Source organism: Microbacterium sp. LCT-H2 (assembly GCF_001866135.1).
Taxonomy (GTDB): Bacteria; Actinomycetota; Actinomycetes; order Actinomycetales; family Microbacteriaceae; genus Microbacterium.
Map to the genome: position 1 here is coordinate 190,793 of NZ_MODW01000001.1, position 22,478 is coordinate 213,270.

A 22,478-nucleotide genomic window follows, 5' to 3' on the forward strand; every position below is an offset into this window, starting at 1 on the left:
TGCTCTGGTTCCTGCAGCGCCGGGTCTCGAAGACCCAGGCGCGGCGCCGCGACGCCGAGGCGATCACGGTGCTCGGGCGGCAGGGCATCGGCCCGAAAGCGCAGCTCGTGGTCGTGCAGACCGACGATGCCCGTTACGTGCTCGGGGTCACCGAGCACGGTGTGAGCGTCGTCGACCGGCTGCCCCTGCGGCCGGAGCCCTCCGCGTCCGAGGAGGCACGCCCGCCGGCCACCCGCACGGCCGACGACGCCGAGTTCGACCGCATCCTCGCCGCCGCCGCACTCACGAGCGCGCCCCCGGCGGTCGCCCCGGTCCCGGAGCTCCGTCGCCGCGTGCGGCACCGCAACGACCCGCTCCGCGGCTCCATCCTCTCCCCCGACACCTGGCGGCAGACCGCCGAGGCCCTGCGGCGCGCACGATGACCGCGACCCGTGCCGTCGATCGCGGTCGCGCCTCGCGGCTGCTCGTCCTCGTCGCGGTCGCGATCCTCCTCGCCGTCGTCCTGATCGCCCTCACCGGCACCGCCGCGCACGCGGAGGTCACCCCGGACGACGGCGAGGGTGTGACGATCGACATCAACGGCATCGACGGCGGCCCCTCCGGCTCGATCCTCACCCTGCTGGGGATCACGCTCCTGTCGGTGGCCCCTGCGCTGCTGCTGATGATGACGTCGTTCACGAAGATCTTCGTCGTGCTCGCCATGACGAGGAACGCGCTGTCGCTCCCGACGATCCCGCCGAACCAGGTGCTCGCGGGCCTGTCGCTGTTCCTGTCGCTGTTCATCATGTGGCCGGTCCTGACAGAGATCAACACACTGGCCGTGCAGCCGTACATCGACGGCGCGCTCACGTTCACGCAGGCCGTGGACGTCGGGCAGGCCCCCCTGCGGGAGTGGATGCTGCACTACACGCGCGAGGAAGACCTCGCGCTGATGACCCGGATGGCCGGGCAGGACAACCCGGAGGACGCCGCGAGCGTGCCGATGTACACGCTCATCCCGGCGTTCATGATCTCGGAGCTGCGGGCGGCCTTCATCATCGGCTTCGTGATCTTCGTGCCGTTCCTCGTGATCGACCTCGTCGTGGCGGCGGCGCTGATGTCGATGGGCATGATGATGCTCCCGCCGGTCATGATCTCGCTGCCGTTCAAGATCCTGCTGTTCATCCTCGTCGACGGGTGGGGGCTCATCATCAAAGCGCTCCTGGAGAGCTACGGAGGTGTGGGATGAGTCCCGAAGCCGTCCTCGACATCGGTGCCCAGGGCCTGCTGATCGCCGCCAAGCTCGCCGCCCCGATGCTGATCACGGCCCTCGTGGTGGGCTTCGCGATCTCGCTGCTGCAGTCCATCACCCAGGTGCAGGAGGTGACGCTGTCGTTCGTGCCGAAGATCGTCGCGGTGGGCATCGCCCTGCTCATCGCGGGGAACTGGATGATCGCCGAGATCATCGCCTTCACGAACGAGATGTTCGCCCGCATCCCGTCGCTGTTGAGCGGATGAGCCCGTGTTCATCCCGATCGACTTCGCGTGGCTGGAGGCCACCCTGCTTGCCGCTGTGCGGATCACGGCGTTCATCATGATCGCCCCGCCGTTCTCGTACGGCGCGATCCCGGTGCGCGTGAAGGCGATGCTCTCGATCGGACTGTCGCTCGCGGTGGGGGCTGCCGTCGCACCCGGGTACGAGAGCCTGGACACCGGGCCGTTCCTCGGCGCGCTCGTGATCCAGCTCCTCACGGGCGCCCTGCTCGGGTTCCTCGTGCTGCTGTGCTTCTCCGCGGTGCAGGCCGCGGGCAGCCTGATCGACGTGTTCGGCGGATTCCAGCTCGCCCAGGCCTTCGATCCGGCGGCGATGGTCAACGGCGCGCAGTTCACCCGGCTGTTCCACCTCACCGCGCTGACGCTGCTGTTCGCCTCCGGCGGCTATCAGCTCATCCTCGCCGGGCTCGCCCGCAGCTTCGACGCGGTGCCGGTCGACGGCATCTTCCGCGTGGCGGGACCGACGGAGCTGCTCGTGGACGGGGTGTCCCAGATGGTGCTGGCGGCCGTGCAGATCGCGGGCCCGCTCGTCCTCGTGCTCTTCCTCGCCGACGTCGGGCTCGGGCTCATCACGCGCGTGGCGCCGGCGCTCAACGCCTTCGCGATGGGCTTCCCCGTCAAGATCCTCCTCACCCTCCTGCTCGCGGGCGCCGTGTACGTCGCGTTCCCCGGCATCGTCGACGCCCTCGCCACCCAGGCGTTCCGCCTGATGCAGGGGGTGACGCCGTGAGCGGATCGGACAGCGGCGAGCGCAGCGAGAAGGCCACCGAGAAGCACCTCCGCGAGGCCAGGCAGAAGGGGCGGATCGCCCGCAGTCAGGACCTCACGGCATGGCTCGGCATCGGCGCCGCCGCCGTCATGATGCCGGCCGCCATCGCCGCGGGCACGGCCGCCGGCACCGAGCAGCTGGTGACCCTCGCCGGACTCATGCAGGCGCCCTCTCCGGAAGCCGCCCTCGCCGCCCTGGGGCGGGCCCTCGCCTCGGTGCTGCCCACGCTGGGAGCGCTGCTGGCGGCGGTCGCGATCGTGACGCTGTTCGGCGCGGTGGTGCAGGGCGGCGTGCACCTGCGGAAGCTGTCAGGGCGCTACGAGCAGTTCAACCTCGTCTCCGGAGTGCGGCGCGTGTTCGGCCTGCAGGCGCTGTGGGAGGGGGCGAAGGCGCTGCTGAAGACGGCCGCCATCGCCCTCGCCCTGTGGGTCGTCATCTCCGGGCTCATGCCCGTGCTCACGGCGAGCGGCGCCCATTCGGTCTCCCGGCTGCTCGGCACCGCGGCGGACGGCACCGCGGCACTGCTGCAGACCGCCATCGCCGTGGGTCTGGTGCTCGCCGCGATCGACCTGTTCGTCGTCATGCGCCGCAACCGCAAGCACACGCGCATGACCAAGCGCGAGGTGCGCGACGAGAACAAGAACTCCGAGGGCGACCCGCTCATCCGCCAGCAGCGCCGGTCGCGCCAGCTCGCCGTGAGCCGCAACCGCATGATCGCCGCGGTCGCCGGTTCCGACGTCGTTGTCGTCAACCCCACGCACATCGCCATCGCCCTGGAGTACGACCCCGGCACGTCCGCCCCGCGGGTCGTCGCGAAGGGCAGCGGCGTCATCGCCGAGCGGATCCGCGAGAAGGCGCTCGAGTCGGGCGTCCCGCTGGTCCGCGACATCACCCTCGCCCGCGCTCTGCACGCCGCCTGCGAGCTGGGTCAGGAGATCCCCGAAGACCTCTACAACGCCGTGGCACGGGTCCTCGTGTTCGTCGACGCGCTCCGGCGCCGAGGCGCCGCCCGCGGCATCCACTCGCTCCCCTACCGGAGGACCGTATGAAGAAGCTTCTCACCACGCTCGGGGTGCCGATCGGCGTCGTCGGCATCATCATGCTGCTCGTCGTCCCGGTGCCGCCGTTCCTGCTCGACGTGCTGATCATCCTCAACATCATGTTCGCGCTGGTGATCCTGCTCACGTCGATGTTCGTGAAGAAGCCGCTCGACTTCTCGGTGTTCCCCTCGCTGCTGCTCGTGGCGACGCTGTTCCGGCTGGGGCTCAACGTCGCCTCCACCCGCCTCGTCCTCGGCGAGGCGTACGCGGGACAGGTGATCGAGGCGTTCGGGGCGATCGCGGTGGGCGGCTCGCTCATCATCGGCGCCGTGGTCTTCCTCATCCTCGTCGTCATCCAGTTCGTGGTGGTCACCAAGGGTGCAGAACGCGTGGCCGAGGTCGGCGCCCGGTTCACGCTCGACGCGATGCCGGGCAAGCAGATGGCCATCGACGCCGATCTCAACGCCGGTCTCATCAGCGACACCGAGGCCAGGGAGCGTCGGGCGGAGGTGGCCGCCGAGTCCGACTTCTACGGCGCGATGGACGGCGCCTCCAAGTTCGTCAAGGGCGACGCGATCGCCGGACTCGTGATCATCATCATCAACCTCGTGGGCGGCATCGCGATCGGCCTCGTCCAGCACGGCATGTCGATCGACCAGGCCGTCAGCACGTACAGCCTGCTCACGATCGGCGACGGCCTGGTCACCCAGATCCCCGCCCTGCTCATGGCGGTCTCGACCGGCATGATCGTCACCCGCTCGACCGCCGAGGCCGAGATGGGCACGGCGGCGTCGACGCAGCTCGGCCAGTCGCGCAACGCCCTCATCATCGCCGGATCCGCAGCCATCGTGATGTCGCTCATCCCGCACATGCCGATGCTCCCGTTCCTGGCGATCGGCGCCCTGCTTCTCCTGATCGCCCAGCGCATCACCGCGACGCGCAAGCGGGAGGAGGCGGAGGCCGCGCTGGCCCCCGCTCCGGTGCCCGCAGACCAGCCGGAAGAGCTCATCGAGCGCATGCGGGTGCACCCCCTGGAGATCCTCCTCGCGCCGGACATCGTGGATCTGGTGACCGGCGGCCCCGACGACCTCCTCGCCAGGGTGAAGGCGCTGCGGCGCCGCATCGCGCTCGACCTCGGCCTGGTCACGCCGCCCGTGCGCACCAGGGACAGCATCGAACTCCCCCAGGCCACCTACGTCATCCGCATCGCCGGCGTCGAGACCGGGCGGGGCACCGCGCCGACCGGATCGGTGCTGGCACTCGGACAGGGTCTGGACAGCCTGCCGGGGACCGCCGCCCTGGACCCGGTGTTCGGCCTCGAGGGCAAGTGGATCCCGATGGAGATGCGACACAGCGCGGAGTTCGCCGGGGCCACGGTGATCGACAGGGCGAGCGTCATCATCACGCACCTGTCGAGCGTGATCCAGACGCACGCCGCCCGGCTGCTCACCCGGGAGGACGTGCGCCAGCTCACCGACGCGCTCAAGCAGGTCTCGCCGTCGGCGGTCGAGGAGCTCACGCCCGCGCTGCTGTCGCTCGCGGAGGTCCAGCGGGTGCTGCAGGGGCTGCTCGCCGAACGTGTGCCGATCAACGACCTCAGCCGCATCTACGAGGCGCTCGCGCTGCGTGCCAAGGTCTCGACCGACCCGGAGGGACTGATCGAGGCCGCCCGCGCCGCACTGGGGCCGGCCATCGCCTCCCGCTTCGCGGAGGACGGCACTCTCCGCGTCGTCATGATCGCGCCGCTGCTGGAGCAGGCCATGCTGGAGAGCCTCCGTCCCGGCGACGAGGGCTCGCAGATCGTCTTCGACCCGCCGCGGATGGAAGCGGTGATCGCGTCGGTGAAGCAGGCCGTGGCCACGCAGACGGATGGCGGTGAACCGGTGCTCGTATGCGCCCCGTCGCTGCGTCCGGCCGTGCGACGGCTCGTGTCGGCGCAGACCGACGGCCTCCCCGTCCTGTCCTACACCGAGGCGACGTCCGCATCGCTGACGATCGAGACGATCGGCGTGGTCCGCGACTCCTCCACCGCGTCGCTGGGGGCCGCCCCCTCCGCACCAGTAGGCTGAACGAATGCTGGTGTTGACGAGGCGGATCGGTGAGAGCGTGCGCATCGACGGCGAGATCGAGGTCACGCTGCTCGACATCAAGGGCGACAGCGTGCGCATCGGCGTCAAGGCCCCGCGGGAGACCCGCATCCAGCGCACCGAGATCATCGAGGCCGTCGTCGCCGAGAACGTCTCCGCGGCCGCCGACACCGACGCGAGCGCCGCCGACGCGATCACCGCGGCACTCGCGCGGGGGCGCGAGAAGCAGACCCCCTAGGCCCCGCGTCAGACGGCGGTCAGGTCGGACTCCTGCGCCCGCTTCCACTGATCCCCGCCGGCGTGCCGTGCCCGATCGGCCGCAGATGCGGCCGCCGCGACGAGCGTGTCGTAGTCGTATCCCGCGACGGACGCCGTCGCCCAGCCGATGCTGGCGGAGGAGCGGATCCCGCTCGCCGGCGCCTCGAGGTCGATGATCGACACGGATGCCAGGATCGCCCGCAGGTGGAACCGCACCGCCTCGTCGCTGCCGTGGATGATGACGATCGCGCGGTCGTCCGCGACCCGCTCCGCATCGGCCGTCGCCGGCAGCGCGTCGCAGATGTCCGCGTGGAAGCGATCGGCGATGCGGCGGAAGCCGGCGCTGCTCGACGCCTCGCGGAGGTCGGTGGGGTCGTCCAGACGGATGTCGAGGATCGACCACGCGGGGTCCTTCTGCGCCGCCGCCTTGCGCAGGCGCTCCCTGGCACGGTCCGCGGCACCGTCGGCCCCCGGTACCGGGCTCTCCACCCGCACGAGGAGCACGAGGGTGAACGCCGCACACGTGCTCACGACGATCGTCCCCAGCGCGTTCACGCCGCGGAGCGCGCTGAGCTGCTCCTCCGTGCTCACGCCTCCCGAGACAAGGGCGGACCCGGCGCTGACGACGGCGACCACGACGAAGCCGCACGCGGCGAGCGCGAGCGGCAGCACGACGTCCCGCGACGCCGGCTGTCCTCGGAGCAGCTCCCAGGCGAGCAGACCGGCGAAGACCGCCATCGCCAGGAAGACGACGTGGAAGACCGGCAGATACCAGCGTGTGCCCGCGGTGAGGATCAGCGCGGTGGGCACCCCGACGAGCGCAAGGACGACCGGCGTCCAGGGCGCCGACCGCCCGAAGTGCATCCGCACGCCGATCCAGACGAGCGGCACGAAGGAGACGACGATCGCGGAGGCGGCCGCGCGCAGCACGGGGCTGCCGGTGTGATGGCCGGCCAACCAGAGGTAGGCGCCGAGCATCCCGATACCGAAGGCGACACCCCACACGATGGTCGCCCTGCTCGGCCGGGCCAGGGTGGCGAGACCGACGACGATCGCGGTGAGCACCGTCACCACCGCGACCATGCTCGTGGTGACGTCGACGCTGACGGGCACAAGGGGTGTCATGCGGAGACCTCTTTCGTTCGTCGGGGGAAACGGACGGTGACGGTGGTGCCGACGTCCACCTCGCTCGCCACGAGGATGGCGCCGCCGTGCGCGACCACGATGTCCCGCGCGATGCCCATGCCGAGCCCGGTGCCGGCGATGCCGCCACGCACGGCGCTGTCGGCGCGGAAGTACGGCTCGAACAGCCGCGGCAGCTCCTCCTCGGCGATGCCGATCCCGGTGTCGGCCACCGTGACCTCGGCATGTCCGTCCGGCTCCGCCAGCCGCACCGTGATGCGGCCGCCGGCAGGCGTGTATTTGACGGCGTTGCCGAGCAGGTTATCGAGCACCTGACGGAGCCGGAAGGCGTCGCCGGTGATCACCATCCGGTCGGCCCCGTCGAGCACGAGCTCCTGCCGCGCGGCACCCATCAACGGTGCGAAGGACGCGGCGGACTCCTCCACGACGACGCGCAGGTCCACCGGTTCGAACGGATCGTGCGAGACTCGTCCTGTCTGGGCCTGCATGCTCGTGACGAGGTCCTGGAGCCGTTCCCCCGCGTCCGCGATGACCTCGATCTGCGCCGGCACCCGGCCGGGGAGGTCATCGCGCTCTCGCAGGAGCTCGACGTGGCCGATGATCGCGGTGAGCGGGTTGCGCAGCTCGTGGGAGATCACGGCGGTCAACGCCCGCCGCTCCTCGGCGGCCTCCAGGAGCGCGGTGACGTCGTCGATGACGACGAGGGTGATGCGCTCCCCCTCCCGCGCGCCGGCGATGGGCTGCGTGGACACGGCCAGGGCGTGCCACTGCCCCGCACCGTCGTACAGCCACACCCGCTCCTCCCGCATCTGCTCGCCCGCTGCGGCTCGCGCGAGTGTGGTGCGCTCCGGCGTCAGAGCCGTTCCGCGGCGCCCGTCGTACTCGACGGACGCGGACGGGAGGGCCGTGCCGAAGCGGTCACGGCCGTAGAGCGAGCGGTAGGCGTCGTTCATCTGCAGGATGCGACCGGCGGAGGTGACCACCACCAGCGCGATGCCCAGCGCGTCGATGACCTGGGTGACGCGCTCCTGATTCGTCTCGGCCCGCTCCGCCGCCCGGTTCACCTGCTCCGAGCGGCGCTGCAGGAGCCGGCGCGCCGCGCCGGACCGCTGGGCGCCGATGCGGACGGTCACGCCCAGGAAGCTCAGGGTGATGACGACCGTGAGCACCCGCAGCAGCACGTCCTCCGGCGGGCCAGAGCGGTCCGCGAAGAACACCAGACAGCCACCGCTGAGCACGATGCCCGCGAACACCCAGGGCATCGAGAAGTAGGTCGCCAACCAGACCACCGGGAAGACCCAGAGGAAGCCGAGCCGGAGATCCGGCACGTTCGTGGTCAGCCCCACCCCGAGCACGTCCAACAGCGGGAGGGCGGTCACGGCCGTCCGCGGCAGACGTCGCCACGGCACCATGAGCGCCACGAGGGTCGTGACGACGATGAGCCCGATTCCGCCGATGAACAGCGGGATCGCGAGGGTCTGCGGCTTGAAGCCCGCGACCATCACCACGATGGCCACGATGCTCGCGGTGAACACCAGCTGCCACCGCCAGATCGAGACCGTGCGGATCATCAAGGTCCGCCTCCCGGTCGATCCTCAGCATTCACGCAAGATTACTCAAAGATCGTCACTTCTCGCTCTTCAGGAGGCCTTCCCGTCCTACGATTCTGAGTGGGAGCCGACGCTGCGACTGGGGATTTCGCAGAAGCTGGGGCCGCGCGAGTGGGGATTCGCAGGCATCCGGGGCCGCGGTGGGGGAGCCGCGGCCTCGACCCCTTCTTTCAGGCGGGGCGGTCGTCGGACGTGAGGCGGTACCCGACACCGCGCACCGTCTCGATGTAGCGGGGGGCGGTGGGGCTGTCGCCGAGCTTGCGGCGCAGGTTCGCCATGTGCGTCTCGATGGCCCGCTTGTCCGGTTCGCTCACCCGGTCGAACGCGTCGCCGGAGGTTCCGCGCAGTCCGCGAGCGAGCTCGACCTTGCTGCAGACCCTGCGGCCGGCCTCGAGGAGTGCCGCGAGCAGGTCGAATTCGGTGGGGGTGAGCTCGACGGGGCGCTGGGCGACGAGCACGAGACGCGTGTCGAGGTCGAGGCTGAGGTCGCGATGCACGAGCCCTCGCCACGTGGCGACGGTGGCATCCCCGGCGGGCACCGCCGGGAGTGGGGTGATCGACGCGGCGGAGGTCGCCGTGGCGGCGTTCGACGGCGGGGTGCTGGCGACCTCCGGCGCCCCCTTGGCTACGGCCGACGAGCGGTTGCGGCGGAGGAGCGCCTCGATCCGCGCCCGCAGCTCGCGTGGCCGGAAGGGCTTCACCAGGTACTCGTCGGCGCCGGAGGTGAGGCCGAGCACCACATCCGATTCGTCGGCCAGGGCGGACAACATGATGATGAACGTGTCGCTGACCTGACGGATGCGCCGCGCGACCTCGAAGCCGTCGATGCCCGGGAGGTTGATGTCCAGCGTGGTGATGATCGGATGGTGCGCCGCCACGGCTGCGAGACCCTCCGGGCCTGACCCCGCCTGCACGGTTCGGAAGCCCGCGGCGAGGAACACCTCATCCAGGAGCGAACGCACACCGGGGTCGTCTTCGATGATGACCGCGACCAGCGGCTCCCCCGCCGTCATGCGCGCTCCTCGCGGGCGATCGTGACGAAGCGCGGCGCGTCCGCATCCAGCTCCGAGGGATCGAGGTCGGCATCGTCCTCGCCGGCCCCGACGGGCCGTTCGATCTCGATGTCCCACCAGGCGTCGGCGAGCTCCTCCGCCATACCGCGGCCCCACTCCACGACCACCACCGATCGCTCCAGGTCGAGGTCGAGGTCGTCGAGCTCGGCCGCGGACCCGAGACGGTACGCGTCCACGTGCACGAGGGGGGCGCGACCGACGAGCGACGGATGGGTGCGGGCGATCACGAACGTCGGGCTCTGCACGGGCCCTCGGACCCCGAGTCCCTCGGCCAGTCCGCGGGTGAAGGTGGTCTTGCCGGCCCCCAGCGGCCCGGTGAGGATGAGCAGGTCTCCCGGCTCGAGCTGCTCGCCGATGCGCAGCCCGAGCTGCTCCATCTCCTCGGACGTGGCGATCCGGCGTCGTCCGAGGAACGCCGGGTCCAGGCTCACGTCGTCCTCCGCGGTACCCGGTGACCGATGCGCGTGACGATCTCGTACCCGATGGTGCCGGCGGCCTCCGCCCAGTCCGCGGCCGATGGCACGCCGAGGGTCGGATCCCCGAAGAGCGTGACCTCGTCGCCGACCGCGACCGGGGCGTCTCCGACGTCCACGACGAACTGATCCATCGCGATCCGGCCCACGTTGGTATAGCGGCGCCCGCCGATCGACACGGGCAGTCTCCCGGAGGCGCTGCGGGGCACGCCGTCGGCATAGCCCAGCGGCACGAGCGCCAGGGTGGTGGCGCGGTCCGTGCGATGCACGTAGTCGTAGGAGACCCCGGTACCGGCGGGAACCCGCCGCACGGCCGCCACGGCCCCGCGCAGGGTCATGGCCGGGCGCAGGCCCAGCTCCGCGGACGAGCGGTCGTCGAAGGGCGAGAGGCCGTAGGTGCCGATGCCGATGCGCACGGCGTCGAGTCGTGTCTCGGGCAGATCGATGGCGGCGGCGGTGGCGGCGATGTGGCGGATCTCCGGACGCACGCCGAGCGCAGCGGCCTGCGCCACACCCTCCTCGAACCGGGCGAGCGCGGCGCGGTCGTCGGCCGGCGAGGCGTTGGAGAGGTGGCTGAAGAGCCCCACGACCCTGACCCTCCCGATCCGCTCCAGGCGGGCGGCCTCGGCGAGCACCGTCGCCCAGCCGTCCGGAGCGATGCCGTTGCGCGACAGCCCGGTCTCGAGCTTCAGGTGCACGGCGACCGGGCGGTTCGCGGATGCGGCGGCGGCTGCGGCCTGCAGCTGGTCGTACGACGAGATGCCGATCTCGACGCCCTCCGCCGCCGCCTCCAGGAACCGCTCCCCCGGCGCGTGCAGCCACGCCACGATCGGCGCGTGCACCCCTTGGCGCCGCAGCTCCAGCGCCTCCGGGATCTCGGCCACGCCGAGCCGTGTCGCACCAGCGGAGAGCGCGGCCACGGCGGCGGCGGCCGCGCCGTGACCGTACGCGTTCGCCTTCACCACGACGAGCACCTCCACGCCGGTGAGGCGACGGAAGTGCCGGACGTTGTCGGCGATCGCATCGAGATCGATCGTGGCCTCGCGGAACGGGACGGTCACAGCGGGACTCCTTCGGCGACGACGAACGCGGCGGCGAGGCCGGCATCGTGGGTGAGAGTGAGGTGCAGCGTCAGGATCCCCCGTTCCTCGACCACCTCGGCCGTGGATCCGGACAGCACGAAATGCGGTCGTCCTGAGGGCTCGGAGGCGATCTCGATCTCGGTCCAGTGCACCCCGTCGGAGCCGCCGAGCGCCTTGATCAGCGCTTCCTTCGCAGCATATCGCGCGGCCAGAGACGGCAGCCGGAGCTCACGTTCGGACGGGGCGAACAGCCGCTCCCGCAGTCGAGGGGTCCGGGTCATCGTGCGCTCGAACCTCGGGATGTCCACGAGGTCGATGCCGGTGCCGATGATCACGCGTTCAGCCTACTCGGGCTTCCCCACCCACCCCGTTACGAACGCCCCACCCCTCTGCGTGCACACGCAGAGGGGTGGGGCGAACAGAAGGGGGTGGGTCGGCGGTCACTCCACCGTGACGGACTTCGCGAGGTTCCGCGGCTGGTCCACGTCGAGGCCCTTCGCGGTGGCCAGCGCCATCGCGAAGATCTGCAGCGGGACGACGGCCAGCAGCGGCTCGAACATGGGGCCGGCGAGCGGGATGTGGATGACCTCGTCCGCGAAGGGCAGCACGGCGGCGTCGCCCTCCTCAGCCACCACGATCACGCGGGCACCGCGAGCGCGGATCTCCTGGATGTTGGAGACGACCTTGGAGTGCACGAGCGCGGAGTGCCGCGGCGACGGCACGAGCACGAACACCGGCTGCCCCGGCTCGATCAGCGCGATCGGACCGTGCTTGAGCTCGCCCGCGGCGAAGCCTTCGGCGTGGATGTAGGAGATCTCCTTGAGCTTGAGCGCACCTTCGAGCGCGATCGGGTAGCCCACGTGACGACCGAGGAACAGCACCGAACGGGTGTCGGCCATCCAGCCCGCGAGCTGGGTGACGTGCTCGTGCTCGCTCTCCAGCACCTTGGCGACCTTCTCCGGCAGCGCGGCGAGCTCCTCGACATCGGTCGAGGCGTCGGCCACCACACCGCGGACCCGTCCCATGTGCAGGCCGAGCAGCAGCAGGGCCGTGATCTGGGCCGAGAACGCCTTGGTCGAGGCGACGGCGACCTCCGGGCCGGCGTGCGTGTAGACGACGGCGTCCGACTCCCGTGGGATCGTCGCGCCCTGCGTGTTGCAGACCGACAGTGTGCGGGCGCCGCGCTCGCGGGCGTACTTCACGGCCATCAGGGTGTCCATGGTCTCGCCGGACTGGCTGATGGAGACCACGAGGGTGTCGGCGCCGATGACCGGGTCGCGGTAGCGGAACTCATGGGCGAGCTCGACGTCGACCGCCACGCGGGCCCACTGCTCGATCGCGTACTTGCCGACGAGCGCGGCGTACGAGGCCGTCCCGCACGCGGTGATGATGACGCGGTTGATGCCGACGAACAGGTCGTCGAGACCGTCGAGCTCCGGGATCACGACCTGGCCGTCGCGGATGCGGCCGCGGATGGTGTTGGCGACGGCCTCCGGCTGCTCGGCGACCTCCTTGGCCATGAAGCTCGACCAGCCGCCCTTTTCGGCGGCGGCGGCGTCCCACGACACGTCGAACGGCTCGGCGGTGACGGGGGTGCCGGCGAAGTCGGTCACGGTCACCGCGTCGGGGGTGATCGAGACGATCTGGTCCTGGCCGATCGCGAGGGCCTTGCGGGTGTGCTCGACGAAGGCGGCGACGTCGGAACCGAGGAAGTTCTCCCCCTCGCCCAGGCCGATCACGAGCGGCGAGTTGCGGCGAGCGCCGACGACGAGTCCGGGGTGGTCCTGGTGCATCGCGAGGAGGGTGAAGGCGCCCTCGAGGCGGTTGACGACAGCACGGAACGCGAGGGCGAGGTCGCCCCCGTTGCCGGCGTACTCGCGACCGAGCAGCGCCGCAGCCACCTCGGTGTCGGTCTCGCTGCGGAAGGCGACACCGTCGGCGAGGAGCTCGTCGCGCAGAGCCGCGAAGTTCTCGATGATGCCGTTGTGGATCACCGCGAGCTTGTCGTCGTCGGCGAGGTGGGGGTGCGCGTTGACGTCGGTCGGGCCGCCGTGCGTCGCCCACCGCGTGTGCCCGATGCCGGTGGTGCCGTCGGCGAGGGGCGCATCACTGAGCGAGTCGCGCAGCATGGCGAGCTTGCCCGCCTTCTTGCGCATGCCCAGCGTTCCCTCGCCGTCGATCACGGCGATGCCCGCGGAGTCATAGCCGCGGTACTCGAGCCGGGCGAGGCCGGCGAGAAGGATGTCCTGGCTGGGCCGCGGGCCCACGTATCCGACGATTCCACACATGGGGATAAGGGTAAGCGGGAATTTTTGCGAGTCGTCCGAACAATACAGCGCCGCCGGAGGGGCTCAGAGCTTGCGCAGGAGCACGCTCTCCACGTCGTGATCCGCGCCCTTCCGCAGGACCAGGCGCGCGCGGTGCCGGGTGGGCATCACGTTCTCGACGAGGTTCGGCATGTTGATCTCGTTCCAATATCCCAGTGCGGTCGTGATCGCCTCCTCGTCGGTGAGGTGCGCGAACACGTTGAAGTAGGACGACGGGTTGCTGAAGGCTCCCTGCCGCAGGGCGAGGAACCGGTCGACGTACCACTTCTCGATGTGGGCGGTGTCGGCGTCCACGAAGATCGAGAAGTCGAAGAGGTCGCTGACCGCGACGTCGTTCGGGGCGGGCGGGGGTTGCAGGACGTTGAGCCCTTCGACGATGACGACATCGGGGCGACGCACCACGACGTGCGCATCGGGGACGATGTCGTAGCGCATGTGGGAGTAGAACGGCGCCCGCACCTCAGGGGCTCCGCTCTTGACCTCCGTGAGGAACTCGATCAGCGCCCGGCGGTCGTACGACTCCGGGAAGCCCTTGCGATCCATGAGGCCGCGGCGCTCGAGCTCGGCGTTCGGGTAGAGGAAGCCGTCCGTCGTCACCAGCTCCACCCGCGGCGTCCCCGGCCAGCGGCTCATCAACTCGCGGAGGAGCCGGGCGATGGTCGACTTGCCCACGGCCACGGAGCCGGCGACTCCGACGACGAAGGGCGTGGTCGTGTCGTCCTCCTGGAGGAACGACGAGGTGGCCGCACCGAGCTGCTTCGTGGCGCTCGCGTACAGGCTCAGCAGCCGGCTCAGCGGGAGGTACACCTCGCGGACCTCGGTGAGGTCGAGACGATCGCCGATGCCTCGCAGCTCCACGACCTCGGTCTCCGTCAGGGGCTGATCGAGTCCGGCGGCGAGACGCGCCCATTCCGCGCGCCCGATCTCCCGGTACGGCGACAGCGGCAGCGTGGGGTCGGCGGTGGTCACGTCGTCCATCGTAACCGCGCGCGAGTATCCTCATCCCGTGCGCCTGGGAGTCCTCGACATCGGATCCAACACCGTCCACATGCTCGCCGCCGACGTGCGGCCGGGCGGACGACCGCTCGCCACCACGAGCGACCGGACCGTGCTGCGCCTCATGCGCTACCTCACACCGGACGGGGCGATCGCGGAGCAGGGTGTGCAAGCCCTGGAAGCAGCCGTCGCGCAGGCGCGCCGGGTGGCGGAGGAGGAACGCGTGGACGCGCTCCTCGCCACGGCCACGAGCGCCGTCCGCGATGCCCGCAACGGGGCCGAGGTGATCGCCCGCATCGAGGCCGTCCTCGGCCAGCCGCTCCAGGTGCTCGACGGGGAGACCGAGGCCGCGCTCACGTTTCTCGCCGTGCGGCGCTGGTTCGGGTGGTCTGCCGGCCAGCTGCTGCTCCTCGACATCGGCGGCGGCTCCCTGGAGATCGCCGCCGGTGCCGAGGAGGTTCCGGACGTCGCCGCGTCCGTCCCGCTCGGAGCCGGGCGCATGACCGTGCAGTTCCTTCCGCAGGACCCTCCGGGTGAGGGCGACGTGGAGCGCCTCCGGGCGCACGCCCTGACGACGCTCGACGCGGTCACCTCGCGGTTCCGCAGCCTCCCCCGACCGGACCACGTCGTGGGCTCCTCCAAGGCGATCCGCTCACTCGCCCGGCTCGTCGGCTACCCCGTCCCCGGCTGGTCGGGCATCGAGCGGATGCTGCTCCCCCGCGAGTCCCTCGGGTCGTGGATCCCGCGTCTCGCGCGCCTCCCCGCGTCGGCACGGCAGGAGCTCCCGGGGATCACGCCCGACCGGACCTTCCAGATCGTGGCGGCGGCGGTGTCGCTGCATGCCGCCATGGGCGCGCTGGACGTGGAGGAGCTGGAGGTCTCGCCTTGGGCGCTGCGTGAAGGCGTGCTGCTGCGGTACATCGAACAGCTCGGCGGCTGACCGCCTCGGCCCGGAGACGACGAACCGGCCGGCCGCCGAGGCGACCGACCGGTTCGGAGACGACAGTCCTAGAGCGCGAGGCGCTCCTGCACGACGGCCGCGAGACGCTCTGCGTAGGCCCGGGCCGACTCGGAGTCGGCGGCCTCGACCATCACGCGCACGAGCGGCTCGGTGCCGGACTTGCGCAGCAGCACGCGCCCGGTGTCGCCGAGCTCGGTCTCGACATCGCGCACCGCCTGCTGCACGACCTCGTCCTCGGCGACGCGATCCTTGTCGACGTCGCGGACGTTGATCAGCAGCTGCGGGTAGACCGTCATGACCGAAGCGAGCTCCGCGAGGGACTTGCCCTGTCGCGCCATCTCGGCCACCAGGTGGAGTCCGGTGAGCAGGCCGTCGCCCGTGGTCGCGTACTCGCTCATGATGACGTGGCCGGACTGCTCGCCGCCGAGCGCGTACCCGCCCTCGTTCATGTCCTCCAGCACGTAACGGTCGCCGACGGCCGTCTGGCGCACCGTGATGCCGTGCTCGCGCATCGCGACGTGCAGACCGAGGTTGCTCATGACCGTCGCGACGAGCGTGTCGTCGGTGAGGCGTCCGCGCTCCTTCATCGACAGAGCCAGGATCGCCATGATCTGATCGCCGTCCACGACGTTGCCCTGCGCGTCGACCGCGAGACAGCGATCAGCGTCGCCGTCGTGCGCGATGCCCACGTCGGCGCCGAGCCGGACGACGGCTTCGGCGAGGTTGTCGAGGTGCGTGGAGCCGACGCCGTCGTTGATGTTCCAGCCGTCGGGGTCGGCACCGATCACGGTGACCTCGGCGCCGGCGTCGCGGAACGTCTCGGGAGAGACTCCGGAAGCGGCACCATGGGCGCAGTCGAGCACGACGTGGACGCCCTCGAGACGGTGCGGCAGCGAGCCGAGCAGGTGGACGACGTAGCGGTCCTCCGCGTCGGAGAAACGGTCGATGCGACCGACGCCGGCGCCGGTCGGACGCAGCATCTCGCCGTGCATGGCCTCTTCGATGCGCTGCTCGACCACGTCGGGGAGCTTGCGGCCGCCGCGGGCGAAGATCTTGATCCCGTTGTCGGGCGCCGCGTTGTGCGATGCGGAGATCATCACGCCGAAGTCCGCATCCCGATCAGCGACGAGGAACGCCAGAGCGGGCGTCGGGATGACCCCTGCCTCGAGGACATCGACCCCCGAGGAGGCGAGGCCCGCGGCGACCGCAGCGGTCAGGAAGTGCCCGGAGACCCGCGGGTCACGGGCGACGACGGCGGTGAGTCGCTTGCCTTCGGCCTTGCGAGCCTCCGCCGTACGGCCCTGGCCCAGGACGACAGCAGTCGCCTGGGCCAGGGTGAGCGCCAGGTCGGCGGTGAGGATGCCATTGGCGAGTCCTCGCACGCCGTCCGTGCCAAAGATCGGCATCGGAGCAGTGGACCTTAACGCTTCGAGTACTGAGGCGCCTTACGGGCCTTCTTGAGTCCGGCCTTCTTGCGCTCCTTGACGCGGGCGTCGCGCGAGAGGAAGCCGGCCTTCTTCAGGGTCGGACGGTTGTTCTCCGCGTCGATGCCGTTGAGGGCACGCGCGATGCCGAGACGCAGGGCGCCGGCCTGGCCGGAGTCGCCACCACCCGAGATGCGGGCGATCACGTCGTAGGCACCGGCGAGGTTCAGCGCGGTGAACGGGTCGTTGATGAGCTGCTGGTGCAGCTTGTTCGGGAAGTAGTCCTCGAGCGTACGGCCGTTGACCGTGATGGTGCCCGAGCCGGGAACCAGACGCACGCGGGCGATGGCCTGCTTGCGACGGCCGACAGCGGCGCCGGGGACGCTCAGCACGGGGCGGGGAGCCGCCTCGACCGCGTCGGTCTCCGGGGTCGACGTCGAGAAGTTCTGGAGGTTTTCGGTGGAGTCCTGGATGTCAGCCACGAGTATGTCCTTAGTCTGTACGGCGCTTACTGGGCGACCTGGTCGAGGGTGTACGGCTGGGGCTGCTGTGCGGCGTGCGGGTGCTCGGCACCGACGTACACCTTCAGCTTCGACAGCTGCTGGCGGCCCAGGCTGTTCTTCGGAAGCATGCCGCGGATGGCCTTCTCCACAGCGCGGACCGGGTTCTTCTCGAGGAGCTCGGCGTAGCTGACGGCCTTGAGGCCGCCCGGGTAGCCGGAGTGGCGGTACGCCATCTTCTTCTGGAGCTTCTGACCCGTGAGCGCGACCTTCTCGGCGTTCACGATGATGACGAAGTCACCCGAGTCGATGTGGTTGGCGAAGGTCGGCTTGTGCTTGCCACGCAGGAGCGTCGCCGCGTGCGAAGCCAGACGGCCGAGAACGACGTCGGTGGCGTCGATGACGACCCAGTCGCGCTGGACTTCGCCAGCCTTGGGGGTGTAAGTGCGCGTCACGATAGTGCTGCTTTCTTGTCGAACGGAGGTGTTCGTGAATCCCACTCCGGGGTGGTTCTTCCCGATGGGGAGGAACACGCCAGTGGAGGGCTCACGTTCGGATGTGCATCTTCCCCGCAGGCAGGGAAGGGCACCAAAGAGTCAGCATACGCCACCGGAACGGCATTCCCAAACCGGCTCGGACCGGCGTCGTCAGTCCGGCCGGACGGTCACGAGGATCGGGCGGTGGTCGCTGGACCGCTGCGGCAGCGTGGTGATGCGCTCGATCTCGAAGCCGGACGAGGTCGCGAAGTCGTAGTGTCCGCGGAAGACGCGGTAGCGGGTGTAGGTGTGGTCGTCGCTGAGGGACAGGGCGTAGCCCTGGTCTCGGACCGCCTGCCCGAGGTTCTCCTTGAACACGGGGTAGTTGTAGTCCCCCACCATGAGCTGCGGCAGCCCCTCGCCCAGCGTCGCGAGCTCGGCGAGCGCGGCGCGGATCTGGTGCCGGCGCAAGGAGTTCAGCGCGGTGAGGGGTGCGGCATGGAAGGACGCCACGATGAACTCTCCGCCATCGTCGATGTCGCGCAGGCGGGCGCCGAGGACCCGCTCGTGCGCGGGCTTGGCGATGCGATCGTGCAGCGACTTCTTCAGGCCGAGGGTGCGGATGCCGAGCAGACGGTAGGTGCTCTCGCGATAGAAGAGAGCGAGGCCGAGCCTGTTGCCCTGCGTCGCATCCGCCAGGACGAGACCGCCGATCCGATCCGGAAGCTCCGGGACGTCGCACTCCTGGAGGCAGAGGATGTCGGGATCATGCTCATCGACGAGCGCCGCGAGCTCGCCCGCGGCGCGGTGCTTGCGCAGGTTGTAGGAGATGACCTTCATGATCGTCCCCACGCTACCCGCCCCATCTGTGCCCCGGCTCCCGAGCCCGGCGTTCAGTCGCTCTCGCGGTCGCGTCGGGCCCTGGTCTGCTCGGCCCTGGCCGCCAGCAGCTCGTCGGCCGGATACCCGACCTCGGTGAGCGTGAGACCGCGGGCGGCGAGGACCTTGAACGCGCTCGTCCGCGTCAACGCATCGCGGAGCACGACGAGGTCGTCCACATCGAGCCGCCCCTCCCCCACGGCGGCGCACGCGCCGACCAGCGCCCGCACCATGCTGTGACAGAACGCGTCCGCCTTCACCTCGGCCACGAGCACGCCCTCCGCGTCCCGCTGCCACCGGTAGTCGAGCAGCGTACGGATGGTGGTGGCCTCCTCGCGCGGCTTGCAGTAGGCCGCGAAGTCGTGCAGACCGATGAGGGTCCGGGCGGCGGCGTCCATGGCCTCCGCATCCAGCCGGCCCCGGATGGTGGTGGTGTCGAGCCGTCGCAGCGGGTCGTACCCGGCGAGGTCGTCGGCGAGCCGGTACCGATAGCGGCGCCAGACCGCGGAGAAGCGCGCGTCGAAGCCCTCGGGGGCGAGAGAGGAGCGGATGACCGTCACGTCGGGGTAGGCGCCGAGCACCCCACGCATCCGCGCCGCGATGCTGCCCGCCGGATCCTCGGCGGCGCGGCCGTGGCGCGCCTGGATCCGCGCCCACTGCGCCTCGTCGAGATCCACGTGCGCGACCTGTCCGCTCGCATGCACGCCGGCATCCGTGCGTCCGGCGACGACGAACCGCACCGCGGAGCCCACGATCCGGGCGAGAGCCGCCTCCAGCGCGCCCTGCACCGTGCGGAGCGTCGGCTGCGTCGCCCAGCCGCGGAAATGGGTGCCGTCGTAGGCGATGTCGAGCCGGATGCGCACGAGGCCAGCCTAGGACAGCCTCGCGCGCACCCTGCGCCTCAGATGCCGCCGTCGACCGAGCGGATCATCGCGCCCGGGTCCTCGGGCACCATCACCTCGGTCTCGCGGTTCAGGCTCTCGCCCCGGAAGAACCGCTTCGACCGCGGGAAGAGGTACCAGAGGAACATCAGGACCAGACCGATCGCGAGCGACCCGATGCCGATCACGAACGTGCCGCCGATGCCGAAGAGCACGGTGTAGCCGTAGTCCACGTCCCACATGTCGATCGCCGACTGCACGAACGCCCCGGTCAGCAGCAGCGCCCCGAGCAGCGGGAAGATGCCCTTGAAGAACAGGTCGCGGGCCGAGCGGCGCAGGTCGGCGCGGAAGTACCAGACACAGGCGAAGCCGGTGATGGCGTAGTAGAACGCGATCGCGAGGCCCAGCGAGAGGATCGAGTCCTGGAGGATGTTGTCGCTGATCAGGGTCATGCCGACGTAGTAGAGGGAAGCCACCACGCCCATGACGATCGTCGAGAACGACGGTGTCTTGTAGACCGGGTGCACGTCCTTGAACTTCGCGGGGAGCGCTCGGTACACGCCCATCGCGAGCGTGCCGCGGGCCGTCGGGAGGATGGTGGTCTGGGTCGACGAGATCGCCGAGATGATGACCGCGACCACCAGCACCCAGCCGAACGGTCCGAGCAGGCCGTCCTTGATGGCCAGGAAGAAGTCGTCGGCGTTGGCCTCGTTGCCGAGCCCCGTGCCGTCCTCGCCGAGCCCGGCGTACATCATCGCGGCGATCGTCACCGCGACGTACGTCACCAGAAGGATGATGCAGGTGAGCACCGCGGCCCGGCCGGGGATGCGCTTCGGGTCCTTCGTCTCCTCGTTGAGGGCGAGGCAGGTGTCCCACCCCCAGTAGATGAAGAGCGCGAGGAGGATCGCCTCCGTGAAGCCCGACCAGTCGGTGAAGCCGAACGGGTTAAGCCACTCCCACGCGAACGGCGTGGCGTCGGGGGCGTCGCCCGTGAAGAACTGCCAGAGGGCGGCGACGATGAAGATCGCCAGCGCGAGGTACTGGATCGCGAGGAGCACGTTCTGGATGCGCTCGCCGATCTCGACGCCGCGCCAGCTCACCCAGGTCATCGCGGCGATGAACAGCACCGCCACCACGACGACCCGCCAGTCGTTGTTCTCGAGGTCCTGGCCGATCAGCGACCAGAAGTAGACGGAGGCGATCTGCGCGAGGTTTGCGAGCACGACCATGCCGGCGACCGCGACGCCCCAGCCGCCCATCCAGCCCACCCAGGGGCCAAAGGCCTTCGTGCCCCAGGTAAAGGTGGTGCCGCAGTCGGGGACGGCGTTGTTGAGCTCGCGGTACGCGAAGGCGATCAGCAGCATCGGCACGAAGGCGATGATGAAGGCGATCGGCGCCTGGGCGCCGACGGCGAGCACGACGAAGCCGAGCGTCGCGACGAGAGAGTAGACGGGGGCCGTGGAGGCGAGCCCGATGACGGTGGATCCCCACAGGCCGAGGGTGCCTGCAGCCAGGCCCTTGCCGTCGGGGCGTTCGAGGTGGATGGGCGTCGTTGCCATGTTCTGAACAGTACGGCCGGCTGCGGTATCCCGTCAATCTTTTTGTTCCGGCAACGGATTCCACGTGCCGTGTGAGGATACGCGAAGGATTCCGTGGATCAGTCGCGCCCGAGCATTCCATCGGCGTGCGCCGCCACCCACTCCATCAGAGGCAGCATCCGCTCCATGAGGTCACGCCCCAGCGGGGTGAGGCTGTACTCGACGTGCGGCGGCACGGTCGGCAGCGATTCGCGGTGCACCAGGCCGTCGTCGGTGAGCGTGCGCAGGGTCGACGCGAGCATCTTCTCGCTGATGCCGTCGACCTCCCGACGCAGCTCGCCCCAGCGCCGCGTGCCGTCGGAGAGGCAGGAGAGCACCAGAACGCCCCACTTGCTCATGATGTGGTCCAGGACGACCCGCGTGCCGCACCCCTGATCGAAGAGAGCGGGCTGCGAGTCGCGGATCTGCGCAAAACTCACCGTCATGTGGGTACCTTACCGAAAAGTGGGTACCCACCGAAAGGAATGCGCGGCACGTCCGCAGGGGTCGTCCGGGGAGTCAGCAACGAAAGGACTCCCATGACCATCCTCGTCACCGGTTCGACCGGTCACCTCGGCCGCCTCATCGTCGCCGCGCTGCTCGAGCGCGGCATCGACCCACAGGCGATCCGCGCCGGCGCGCGCGACGTCGCCAAGGGTGCCGACCTCGGCGTGCCCGTCGTCCGTCTCGACTACACCGACCCGGCGTCGGTCGCGGCGGCGCTCGACGGCGTGGACACCGTCGTGCTCATCTCCGGCTCGGAGGTGGGCCAGCGCGTCGCGCAGCATCAGGCGGTGATCGAGGCCGCGAAGGACGCCGGCGTGTCGAAGTTCATCTACACGAGCGCTCCGAAGGCCAGCACGAGCTCGCTCGTCCTGGCCCCCGAGCACAAGGCGACCGAGGAGCTCATCGCAGCCGCGGGCCTGCCCGCGGTGATCCTCCGCAACAACTGGTACACCGAGAACTACGCCGCCGACCTCGCGCGCGCGGCCGAGACCGGCACCCTCAGCGCCGGCACCGGGGAGGGCCGCGTCGCCTCCGCCAACCGGAAGGACTACGCCGAGGCCGCGGCCGTCGTCGCCACCGAGGACGGCCACCTCGGTGCCGTCTACGAGATCGGCGGGGACGTCGCGTGGACCTACGCCGATCTGGCCGCCGCGATGACAGCGGTCACCGGCCGCGAGGTCGCCTTCGTCCCGCTGTCCGCGGACGAGCAGCTCGCGGCGCTCCGTGCCGCCGGCCTCGATGAGGGGACCGCCGGGTTCGTCGTCGCCCTCGACGCCGGCATCCGCGACGGCGCCCTCGCGGACACCGACGGCACCCTCCGCCGCCTCATCGGCCGCCCGACGACGCCGCTCGTCGAGGGCCTCCGCGGCCTGGTGTGACCCG

The 22,478-nt window shown here is 70.4% G+C and carries 24 protein-coding genes; 9 read left to right on the top strand and 15 right to left on the bottom strand.

What is annotated here, in order from left to right; all coding sequences use genetic code 11:
* Window positions 1-11 precede the first annotated feature (11 nt).
* From BK819_RS00875 to csrA, 7 genes are read left to right on the top strand one after another with little or no spacing between them, the layout of a single operon-like run.
* Window positions 12-422, top strand: a complete 411-nt coding sequence (locus tag BK819_RS00875; RefSeq protein WP_256209376.1) for a flagellar biosynthetic protein FliO — start codon at window positions 12-14, stop codon at window positions 420-422.
* Window positions 419-1,228, top strand: coding sequence for a flagellar type III secretion system pore protein FliP (gene fliP / locus BK819_RS00880; RefSeq protein WP_071327508.1), 810 nt, complete (start codon window positions 419-421; stop codon window positions 1,226-1,228). Before BK819_RS00875 ends, fliP begins: the two co-directional genes overlap by 4 nt.
* Window positions 1,225-1,497, top strand: coding sequence for a flagellar biosynthesis protein FliQ (gene fliQ, locus BK819_RS00885; RefSeq protein ID WP_025104366.1), 273 nt, complete (start codon window positions 1,225-1,227; stop codon window positions 1,495-1,497). The genes fliP and fliQ overlap by 4 nt, the downstream gene beginning before the upstream one ends.
* A gap of 4 nt (window positions 1,498-1,501) precedes the next feature.
* Window positions 1,502-2,263, top strand: a complete 762-nt coding sequence (locus tag BK819_RS00890; RefSeq protein ID WP_071327509.1) for a flagellar biosynthetic protein FliR — start codon at window positions 1,502-1,504, stop codon at window positions 2,261-2,263.
* Window positions 2,260-3,351 carry a flagellar biosynthesis protein FlhB gene (locus BK819_RS00895; protein ID WP_071327510.1) on the top strand — a complete coding sequence of 364 codons (1,092 nt, stop codon included), beginning with the start codon at window positions 2,260-2,262 and terminating at the stop codon, window positions 3,349-3,351. Before BK819_RS00890 ends, BK819_RS00895 begins: the two co-directional genes overlap by 4 nt.
* Window positions 3,348-5,411, top strand: a complete 2,064-nt coding sequence (locus BK819_RS00900) for a flagellar biosynthesis protein FlhA (RefSeq protein WP_071327511.1) — start codon at window positions 3,348-3,350, stop codon at window positions 5,409-5,411. Before BK819_RS00895 ends, BK819_RS00900 begins: the two co-directional genes overlap by 4 nt.
* Window positions 5,412-5,415: 4 nt before the next feature.
* Window positions 5,416-5,667, top strand: coding sequence for a carbon storage regulator CsrA (gene csrA / locus BK819_RS00905; RefSeq protein ID WP_025104370.1), 252 nt, complete (start codon window positions 5,416-5,418; stop codon window positions 5,665-5,667).
* A gap of 8 nt (window positions 5,668-5,675) precedes the next feature.
* Here the strand turns inward: csrA and BK819_RS00910 are convergent, their stop codons facing one another.
* The 8 genes from BK819_RS00910 to coaA form a co-directional block, all read right to left on the bottom strand.
* Window positions 5,676-6,812, bottom strand: coding sequence for a hypothetical protein (locus BK819_RS00910; RefSeq protein ID WP_071327512.1), 1,137 nt, complete (start codon window positions 6,810-6,812; stop codon window positions 5,676-5,678).
* Entirely contained in the window at window positions 6,809-8,401 is a 1,593-nt protein-coding gene (locus BK819_RS00915) for a cell wall metabolism sensor histidine kinase WalK (protein WP_071327513.1), read from the bottom strand. The genes BK819_RS00910 and BK819_RS00915 overlap by 4 nt, the downstream gene beginning before the upstream one ends.
* A 209-nt stretch (window positions 8,402-8,610) precedes the next feature.
* Window positions 8,611-9,453 (bottom strand): response regulator transcription factor, encoded by an 843-nt coding sequence (locus tag BK819_RS00920; protein WP_071327514.1) that lies wholly within the window; start codon window positions 9,451-9,453, stop codon window positions 8,611-8,613.
* Window positions 9,450-9,944, bottom strand: coding sequence for a tRNA (adenosine(37)-N6)-threonylcarbamoyltransferase complex ATPase subunit type 1 TsaE (gene tsaE / locus BK819_RS00925; protein WP_240743056.1), 495 nt, complete (start codon window positions 9,942-9,944; stop codon window positions 9,450-9,452). Before tsaE ends, BK819_RS00920 begins: the two co-directional genes overlap by 4 nt.
* Window positions 9,941-11,047, bottom strand: coding sequence for an alanine racemase (gene alr, locus BK819_RS00930; RefSeq protein WP_071327515.1), 1,107 nt, complete (start codon window positions 11,045-11,047; stop codon window positions 9,941-9,943). Before alr ends, tsaE begins: the two co-directional genes overlap by 4 nt.
* Window positions 11,044-11,403 (bottom strand): holo-ACP synthase, encoded by a 360-nt coding sequence (locus BK819_RS00935; protein ID WP_071327516.1) that lies wholly within the window; start codon window positions 11,401-11,403, stop codon window positions 11,044-11,046. Before BK819_RS00935 ends, alr begins: the two co-directional genes overlap by 4 nt.
* Before the next feature lie 105 nt (window positions 11,404-11,508).
* Window positions 11,509-13,356 (bottom strand): glutamine--fructose-6-phosphate transaminase (isomerizing), encoded by a 1,848-nt coding sequence (glmS, locus tag BK819_RS00940; protein WP_071327517.1) that lies wholly within the window; start codon window positions 13,354-13,356, stop codon window positions 11,509-11,511.
* A gap of 63 nt (window positions 13,357-13,419) precedes the next feature.
* Window positions 13,420-14,373, bottom strand: a complete 954-nt coding sequence (coaA, locus tag BK819_RS00945; RefSeq protein ID WP_071327518.1) for a type I pantothenate kinase — start codon at window positions 14,371-14,373, stop codon at window positions 13,420-13,422.
* Between the two features lie 28 nt (window positions 14,374-14,401).
* Here coaA and BK819_RS00950 point away from each other — a divergent pair, with 28 nt between their 5' ends.
* Window positions 14,402-15,331, top strand: coding sequence for a Ppx/GppA phosphatase family protein (locus BK819_RS00950; RefSeq protein WP_071328043.1), 930 nt, complete (start codon window positions 14,402-14,404; stop codon window positions 15,329-15,331).
* A 68-nt stretch (window positions 15,332-15,399) separates the two neighbouring features.
* On the opposite strand, the gene glmM is transcribed toward BK819_RS00950, so the two are convergent.
* The 7 genes from glmM to BK819_RS00985 all read right to left on the bottom strand — a co-directional run bounded on the left by glmM (window position 15,400) and on the right by BK819_RS00985 (window position 21,535).
* A complete protein-coding gene (gene glmM / locus BK819_RS00955) occupies window positions 15,400-16,758 on the bottom strand; it encodes a phosphoglucosamine mutase (protein ID WP_071327519.1) in 1,359 nt (452 codons plus the stop codon).
* Between the two features lie 14 nt (window positions 16,759-16,772).
* Window positions 16,773-17,258, bottom strand: coding sequence for a 30S ribosomal protein S9 (rpsI, locus tag BK819_RS00960; RefSeq protein WP_025104384.1), 486 nt, complete (start codon window positions 17,256-17,258; stop codon window positions 16,773-16,775).
* 26 nt (window positions 17,259-17,284) lie between these two features.
* On the bottom strand, window positions 17,285-17,731 hold the full coding sequence (gene rplM, locus BK819_RS00965) for a 50S ribosomal protein L13 (RefSeq protein WP_071327520.1): 447 nt from the start codon (window positions 17,729-17,731) through the stop codon (window positions 17,285-17,287).
* A gap of 192 nt (window positions 17,732-17,923) precedes the next feature.
* The gene (locus BK819_RS00970) at window positions 17,924-18,592 is read right to left on the bottom strand and encodes an endonuclease/exonuclease/phosphatase family protein (RefSeq protein WP_071327521.1); all 669 of its coding nucleotides are present in this window, start codon (window positions 18,590-18,592) and stop codon (window positions 17,924-17,926) included.
* Window positions 18,593-18,645: 53 nt separating this feature from the next.
* On the bottom strand, window positions 18,646-19,494 hold the full coding sequence (gene truA, locus BK819_RS00975) for a tRNA pseudouridine(38-40) synthase TruA (RefSeq protein WP_071327522.1): 849 nt from the start codon (window positions 19,492-19,494) through the stop codon (window positions 18,646-18,648).
* Between the two features lie 38 nt (window positions 19,495-19,532).
* Window positions 19,533-21,071, bottom strand: a complete 1,539-nt coding sequence (locus BK819_RS00980) for an APC family permease (protein WP_071327523.1) — start codon at window positions 21,069-21,071, stop codon at window positions 19,533-19,535.
* 98 nt (window positions 21,072-21,169) lie between these two features.
* The gene (locus BK819_RS00985) at window positions 21,170-21,535 is read right to left on the bottom strand and encodes a helix-turn-helix domain-containing protein (protein WP_071327524.1); all 366 of its coding nucleotides are present in this window, start codon (window positions 21,533-21,535) and stop codon (window positions 21,170-21,172) included.
* A gap of 93 nt (window positions 21,536-21,628) precedes the next feature.
* Between BK819_RS00985 and BK819_RS00990 the strand changes: the two genes are divergently transcribed.
* The gene (locus BK819_RS00990) at window positions 21,629-22,474 is read left to right on the top strand and encodes an SDR family oxidoreductase (protein WP_071327525.1); all 846 of its coding nucleotides are present in this window, start codon (window positions 21,629-21,631) and stop codon (window positions 22,472-22,474) included.
* Window positions 22,475-22,478 lie beyond the last annotated feature (4 nt).

Excerpts from the sequence above, each read along its gene's own strand:
- glmM (WP_071327519.1), bottom strand. The coding sequence starts at position 16,758 with ATGCCGATCTTTGGCACGGACGGCGTGCGAGGACTCGCCAATGGCATC.
- BK819_RS00980 (WP_071327523.1), bottom strand. The coding sequence starts at position 21,071 with ATGGCAACGACGCCCATCCACCTCGAACGCCCCGACGGCAAGGGCCTG.
- BK819_RS00920 (WP_071327514.1), bottom strand. The coding sequence starts at position 9,453 with ATGACGGCGGGGGAGCCGCTGGTCGCGGTCATCATCGAAGACGACCCC.
- BK819_RS00910 (WP_071327512.1), bottom strand. The coding sequence starts at position 6,812 with ATGACACCCCTTGTGCCCGTCAGCGTCGACGTCACCACGAGCATGGTC.
- csrA (WP_025104370.1), top strand. The coding sequence starts at position 5,416 with ATGCTGGTGTTGACGAGGCGGATCGGTGAGAGCGTGCGCATCGACGGC.
- fliP (WP_071327508.1), top strand. The coding sequence starts at position 419 with ATGACCGCGACCCGTGCCGTCGATCGCGGTCGCGCCTCGCGGCTGCTC.
- BK819_RS00915 (WP_071327513.1), bottom strand. The coding sequence starts at position 8,401 with ATGATCCGCACGGTCTCGATCTGGCGGTGGCAGCTGGTGTTCACCGCG.
- glmS (WP_071327517.1), bottom strand. The coding sequence starts at position 13,356 with ATGTGTGGAATCGTCGGATACGTGGGCCCGCGGCCCAGCCAGGACATC.
- BK819_RS00990 (WP_071327525.1), top strand. The coding sequence starts at position 21,629 with ATGACCATCCTCGTCACCGGTTCGACCGGTCACCTCGGCCGCCTCATC.
- fliQ (WP_025104366.1), top strand. The coding sequence starts at position 1,225 with ATGAGTCCCGAAGCCGTCCTCGACATCGGTGCCCAGGGCCTGCTGATC.
- BK819_RS00985 (WP_071327524.1), bottom strand. The coding sequence starts at position 21,535 with ATGACGGTGAGTTTTGCGCAGATCCGCGACTCGCAGCCCGCTCTCTTC.
- BK819_RS00900 (WP_071327511.1), top strand. The coding sequence starts at position 3,348 with ATGAAGAAGCTTCTCACCACGCTCGGGGTGCCGATCGGCGTCGTCGGC.
- coaA (WP_071327518.1), bottom strand. The coding sequence starts at position 14,373 with ATGGACGACGTGACCACCGCCGACCCCACGCTGCCGCTGTCGCCGTAC.
- BK819_RS00970 (WP_071327521.1), bottom strand. The coding sequence starts at position 18,592 with ATGAAGGTCATCTCCTACAACCTGCGCAAGCACCGCGCCGCGGGCGAG.